We start from the raw sequence: 5,784 nt of genomic DNA on the forward strand, positions 1-5,784 counted from the left end.
CATCACTGATGTAGTGGTCTCCTCGCACGGCGAGGCCACTACATCCCGGATGTTGTGCGGATCTTGGATCGTCCAGCGGATCTTGGTGGCACCCGGGTGGGTGGAATGGCGATTTTCGGGCGATGTGTCCGGGTGGGGGACGCCCCGGCACCACCTGAGGCGTGGCGACGGCATAGACTGCACGTCGCCACGGGGTGTGGCGCAGCTTGGTAGCGCACTCGCTTTGGGAGCGAGGGGCCGTGGGTTCAAATCCCGCCACCCCGACTGTCGTCCGCGGCCGGGCCGCCCCGGGTGCCGCCCAGTGCGGTCCCCGGGCGATGCCGGAGCGTCAGGCCGGCTCGCCTACACTCGATGGGCTGAATCACGCCCAGACTCAACTGAGATCCGTCAAGGAGTACGCCTGTGAAGAGCACCGTCGAGACTCTGAGCCCGACGCGCGTGCGGCTCGCCATCGAGGTGCCGTTCGTCGAGCTCGAGCCGAGCCTCAAGAAGGCGTACCGGGAGATCGGTTCGCAGGTCCAGGTTCCGGGCTTCCGCCGGGGCAAGGTGCCGACCGCGGTGATCGACCAGCGGGTGGGCCGGGGCACCGTCCTCAACGAGGCGGTCCAGGAGGCCATCCCGGAGAACATCCTCGCCGCGGTGCGCGAGCACGACCTGAAGACGCTGGGGCGCCCGGAGGTCGAGATCACCGAGTTCAACGACGGTGACTCGCTGAACTTCACTGCCGAGGTCGACGTCCGTCCGGAGATCACCATCCCGGACGCGAGCACCATCGAGGTGACCGTCGACGAGCTGCAGATCGACGAGAGCGAGATCGACGAGCAGGTGAAGAACCTGCGGGAGCGTTTCGCGACCCTCAAGACCGTCGAGCGGGCCGCCGCCGAGGGTGACTACGTCCAGATCGACCTGAACGCCACCGTCGACGGCGAGGACGTGCCGGGCGGTCAGGCGAGCAATATCTCCCACGAGGTGGGCAGCAAGCAGCTCCTGCCGGGCCTGGACGAGGCAGTCGTCGGCCTGGCCGCCGGCGAGGACACCACCTTCACCACCCAGCTGGTCGGCGGCGACTTCGCCGGTCGCGACGCCGACGTGGCGGTGACCGTGCGCACGGTCAAGGAGAAGGAGCTGCCCGAGCTGAACGACGAGTTCGCCCAGATGGCCAGCGAGTTCGACACGATCGAGGAGCTGCGCGGCGACCTGCGGGCGCGGGTCACCCAGGGCAAGCAGGTCGAGCAGATCTACGCCGCTCGGGACAAGGCTTTGGCCCAGCTGGTCGAGGCCGCCGAGATCCCGGCCCCGGAGGGTGTCGTCCGCGAGGAGGTCGCGAGCCGCAAGCAGGCGATGATCGACCAGCTGGAGCGGATCGGCGCCTCGATGGAGGAGTACCTCGCGGCCGAGGACAAGACCGAGGAGCAGATCGACGCCGAGCTGACCGAGGCGGCGACCGAGGGCGTCAAGGTCCAGCTCCTGCTGGACACGCTGGCCGACGCGGAGGACGTGCAGGTCTCCGACGACGAGTTCGGGCACGAGATCGTGCACCGGGCGCAGCGTGCCGGGATGGCCCCGCAGCAGTACTACGACCAGCTGGTGCGCTCCGGCGCGGCCGCCGCGGTCTTCGGCGACGTGCGGCGGGGCAAGGCGCTCGCGGCTGTCATGGAGCGGATCACGATCAAGGACTCGGACCGGGACCGTTGGTTCACCGCCCAGGAGGCCATGGACTACGGCTTCATCGACAAGGTGATCATCGGGGCCGCACAGGTTCCGGATGGCGCCGGGACCCTGAGCTGAGGAGCTGACGATGACCGATCTGAGCCTGCCGCCCCAGTTCGCGGCCGTGCACAACCGCTACGTGCTGCCGTCGTTCGTTGAGCGCACGTCGTACGGGGTCAAGGAGTCGAACCCGTACAACAAGCTCTTCGAGGACCGGATCATCTTCCTCGGCGTCCAGGTGGACGACGCGTCGGCGAACGACGTGATGGCCCAGCTGCTGACGCTCGAGGGCACCGACCCGGACCGCGACATCATCATGTACATCAACTCGCCGGGTGGGTCGTTCACCGCCATGACGGCGATCTACGACACCATGCAGTACGTCCGTCCGGACATCTCGACGGTCTGCCTCGGGCAGGCGGCGAGCGCGGCGGCGGTGCTGCTCTCGGCGGGCACTCCGGGTAAGCGGATGGCCCTGCCGAACTCGCGGATCATCATCCACCAGCCGGCCACCGAGGGCGGCTACGGGCAGGGCTCGGACATCGAGATCCAGGCCCGGGAGATCCTGCGGATGCGTACGCAGCTGGAGGACATGCTGTCCCGCCACTGCAACCGCCCGATCGAGCAGGTTCGCAAGGACATCGACCGTGACAAGATCATGACGGCCGAGGAGTCCAAGGAGTACGGGCTGGTCGACACGATCCTGACCAGTCGCAAGAAGGGTCTGCTGGCGGCCAACGCCGCTCGCTGAGCTGTACCGGGTCAGAGGTTGGCCGGGGCTTCGTTCCCGGCCGACCTCTGACACACCCGTTTTGGGGGTCGGAGAATGCCCCGCCAGCGGGTAACGTCGGGTCCGTACCGCTTCGCCGGTTGGGCCGGCGGCGCGAACGAAGCCGGGCGGAGCGCAACGTCCGCAGGTCAGGGCCGGGTCTCCGGCCGATGAGTGCAGGGAGAACGTAGGTGGCACGGATCGGTGACGGCGGCGACCTACTGAAATGCTCCTTCTGCGGCAAGTCGCAGAAGCAGGTCAAGAAGCTCATCGCGGGCCCAGGGGTCTACATCTGCGACGAGTGCATCGATCTCTGTAACGAGATCATCGAGGAGGAGCTGGCCGAGTCCGGCGAGGTGAAGTGGGAAGAGCTTCCCAAGCCGATGGAGATCTGCCAGTTCCTCGACACCTACGTCGTGGGTCAGGATCAGGCCAAGAAGGCACTCGCCGTCGCGGTCTACAACCACTACAAGCGGATCCAGGCCGAGGCGGCTGGCGCGCCGGGCTCCGGCAGTGACGCCGTCGAGCTGGCCAAGTCCAACATCCTGCTGCTCGGTCCGACGGGGTGCGGCAAGACCCACCTGGCGCAGACCCTGGCCCGGATGTTGAACGTCCCGTTCGCCATCGCCGACGCCACAGCGCTGACCGAGGCGGGCTACGTCGGCGAGGACGTGGAGAACATCCTCCTCAAGCTGATCCAGGCCGCCGACTACGACATCAAGCGCGCCGAGACCGGGATCATCTACATCGACGAGGTCGACAAGATCGCCCGGAAGTCGGAAAATCCCTCGATCACCCGGGACGTCTCCGGCGAGGGCGTGCAGCAGGCCCTGCTCAAGATGCTTGAGGGCACGGTGGCCAACGTGCCGCCGCAGGGCGGTCGTAAGCACCCGCACCAGGAGTTCATCCAGATCGACACCACCAACGTGCTGTTCATCTGCGGTGGCGCGTTCGCCGGCCTCGACCAGATCATCGAGTCCCGCACCGGGCAGGGTGGCACGGGCTTCGGCGCCCGGCTCCGGTCGGTGTCCGAGCGGTCGACCGACGACATCTTCAGCCAGGTCATGCCGGAGGACATGCTCAAGTTCGGGCTGATCCCCGAGTTCGTGGGCCGGCTGCCGGTGATCACCAACGTTCGCAGCCTGGACCGCAGCGCCCTCGTACGGATCCTCACCGAGCCGCGCAACGCCCTGGTCCGGCAGTACCAGCGCCTGTTCGAGCTGGACGGCGTCGAGCTGGAGTTCGACGAGCCGGCGCTGGAAGCCATCGCCGATCAGGCGATGCTGCGGGGCACTGGTGCCCGTGGCCTGCGGGCGATCATCGAGGAGGTCCTGCTCTCCGCGATGTACGAGGTGCCGAGCAACCCGGACGCCGCCCGCGTGCTGATCACCCGCGAGGTCGTCCTGGAGAACGTCAACCCGACGATCGTGCCGCGTGAGTTCACCGGCCGTCGTGCCCGGCGCGATCGCGAAGAGAAGTCCGCCTGATCCTCCCCGCATCACGCCGGTCGTCGAGTTCTGGGACGGCCGGCGTGATCGCGTTCGGGCGCCGGCCGCTGACCACCCGCGCCGGCCGGGCCGTGACCCTGTCCGTGAGCGGTCTTCCAGCCGTACCCTTTGCACATGCGTGTCGCCGTCTGCCAGCTGAACGCCCGGGACGACCGTAAGGCCAATCTGGCGGCCGCGGAGGCCCTGCTGGAGCGCGCTGCCGCCGGCGGCGCCGACCTCGCTGTCCTCCCGGAGTATGTCGACTACCTGGGTCCCGCCGCGGGGCTGCCCGAACCGGAGCCGGTCGACGGGGAGGTGGGCAGCTTCTTCGCCGGGGTCGCACGGCGGCTCGGGATGTGGGTGGTGGCCGGCTCGTTCCACGAGGCCGGCCCGGACCCGGAGCACACCTGGAACACGTCGCTGGTCTTTGACCGTTCCGGCAGCCTGGCCGCGAGCTACCGCAAGATCCACCTGTACGACGTGGAGATCCCCGGTCGGGTCTCGTACCGGGAGTCGGCGAGTGTCGCGCCCGGGGTCCAGCCGGTGGTGGTCGACGTCGAAGGGCTGCGGGTCGGCCTGTCGATCTGTTACGACCTGCGCTTCCCGGAGCTGTACCGGCGGCTCGCGTCCGAGGGCGGCGCTCAGCTGCTGGTGGTTCCGGCCGCATTCATGATGCACACCGGCCGGGATCACTGGGAGGTTCTGCTGCGGGCCAGGGCGATCGAGAACCAGTGTTTCGTGGCGGCTGCCGGCCAGACCGGCGACCACGAGCCGGGTCGCACCTGCTTCGGGCGCAGCATGGTGGTCGACCCGTGGGGGACGGTCATCGGCCAGGTGCCGGACGGACCGGGCGTTTCCGTTGTCGACCTGGACCTCGACCGGCTCGACGCGATCCGCGCCGAGCTGCCCAGCCTCGCCAATCGCCGGCTCTGAGCCTCAGCCCTCCAGCAGGACGCCGATCACCGCGAACCCGGCGATGGCCGCTGCGGTGACCAGCAGCGCCGTGGTCATCCGGGACCGGCCCCGGCGGGCCAGTCGTCCCACCGAGAGCACGAGTACGACCAGCACGACCGCACCGATCACCACCTGCCAGAACGGCCCGATGAGGCCGAGCAGTGCCTCCTCGGCGACCACCCTGGCACCGTGCCCGGACTCATCCATGACTGACACTCTGGCACGTCGAGGCGGTCCGCGTCCTCGGCCGCACCGAGGAGCCTGCCGCGCGCCTCGCCCGAACCAGTGATGAACCCTGATTTGCCTTCTCCGGGCCGTCCGCGTAACTTTCTCTCTGCACGGGGGAGGCCGGACAAACCGGCCGAGAACGGGCGCCAGGCTCGTGGCGGGAACGCCGAGCGAGACTGAGGATCGGGCGGTGCGGAACACTCCGGATACGGGGTTGCGAACGCGAAGCCGACCGGGTAGAGTTCTGAAGCCGGCAGGAGCCGGGCGGAGAGCCGCGAAGCGGTGATCGGCCGGTCTGCGGCTTCCCACGACAGAAACGAACGTCGGAAACGACGCGCGTCATCGTGGACTCGAAGCAGTAAGAGTATCCGCAATATCGCTGAAGCATGACGAACCGCGAAATATCGGTTTGACAGGGTGGAAACGAGCGGGTAACGTAGTAAAAGTGCCTGGTGCTGAAAGCGCCGGGTGCGAGAGCGGGAAATGCCCCGGTTGGGGTTCCACTGAGTGTGGGGCTTGCGGCTGGTGTGTGGTTGTTCTTTGAGAACTCAACAGGGTGCTTGTAAAGCCAGTGCCAATTATGATTTATACCCCGGACTGGTCAGGCCTTTTGGTTTGGCTGGTTGGGATTCCTTT

General features: G+C 67.7%; 4 protein-coding genes, 1 tRNA gene and 2 pseudogenes. 6 read left to right on the plus strand and 1 reads right to left on the minus strand.

Annotated features, from left to right (window positions below; all coding sequences use genetic code 11):
* Positions 1-190 precede the first annotated feature (190 nt).
* The 6 genes and pseudogenes from KBX53_RS19820 (at position 191) to KBX53_RS19845 (ending at position 4,899) form a co-directional block, all read left to right on the plus strand.
* Positions 191-264 (plus strand) — tRNA-Pro (locus KBX53_RS19820).
* 138 nt (positions 265-402) lie between these two features.
* Positions 403-1,680 (plus strand): annotated as a pseudogene (gene tig, locus KBX53_RS19825) (trigger factor); the annotation flags it as partial.
* A pseudogene (locus KBX53_RS19830) lies at positions 1,675-1,788 on the plus strand (ATP-dependent Clp protease proteolytic subunit); the annotation flags it as partial. The pseudogenes tig and KBX53_RS19830, both read left to right, overlap by 6 nt.
* Before the next feature lie 10 nt (positions 1,789-1,798).
* On the plus strand, positions 1,799-2,461 hold the full coding sequence (locus KBX53_RS19835; RefSeq protein ID WP_030333536.1) for an ATP-dependent Clp protease proteolytic subunit: 663 nt from the start codon (positions 1,799-1,801) through the stop codon (positions 2,459-2,461).
* A gap of 209 nt (positions 2,462-2,670) precedes the next feature.
* Complete coding sequence (clpX, locus tag KBX53_RS19840; protein ID WP_030333537.1) at positions 2,671-3,966, plus strand: ATP-dependent Clp protease ATP-binding subunit ClpX; 1,296 nt, start codon at positions 2,671-2,673, stop codon at positions 3,964-3,966.
* 135 nt (positions 3,967-4,101) lie between these two features.
* Positions 4,102-4,899, plus strand: a complete 798-nt coding sequence (locus KBX53_RS19845) for a carbon-nitrogen hydrolase family protein (RefSeq protein WP_210860926.1) — start codon at positions 4,102-4,104, stop codon at positions 4,897-4,899.
* 3 nt (positions 4,900-4,902) lie between these two features.
* Here KBX53_RS19845 and KBX53_RS19850 read toward each other — a convergent pair whose 3' ends face one another.
* Positions 4,903-5,127: a hypothetical protein gene (locus KBX53_RS19850; protein WP_030333540.1), complete on the minus strand. Its 225-nt coding sequence runs from the start codon at positions 5,125-5,127 to the stop codon at positions 4,903-4,905.
* Between the last annotated feature and the right edge of the window lie 657 nt (positions 5,128-5,784).

The sequence above is a fragment of the Micromonospora sp. M51 genome (genome assembly GCF_018070305.1).
Taxonomy (GTDB): Bacteria; Actinomycetota; Actinomycetes; order Mycobacteriales; family Micromonosporaceae; genus Micromonospora; species Micromonospora parva.

Excerpts from the sequence above, each read along its gene's own strand:
- KBX53_RS19850 (WP_030333540.1), bottom strand. The coding sequence starts at position 5,127 with ATGGATGAGTCCGGGCACGGTGCCAGGGTGGTCGCCGAGGAGGCACTG.
- KBX53_RS19835 (WP_030333536.1), top strand. The coding sequence starts at position 1,799 with ATGACCGATCTGAGCCTGCCGCCCCAGTTCGCGGCCGTGCACAACCGC.
- KBX53_RS19845 (WP_210860926.1), top strand. The coding sequence starts at position 4,102 with ATGCGTGTCGCCGTCTGCCAGCTGAACGCCCGGGACGACCGTAAGGCC.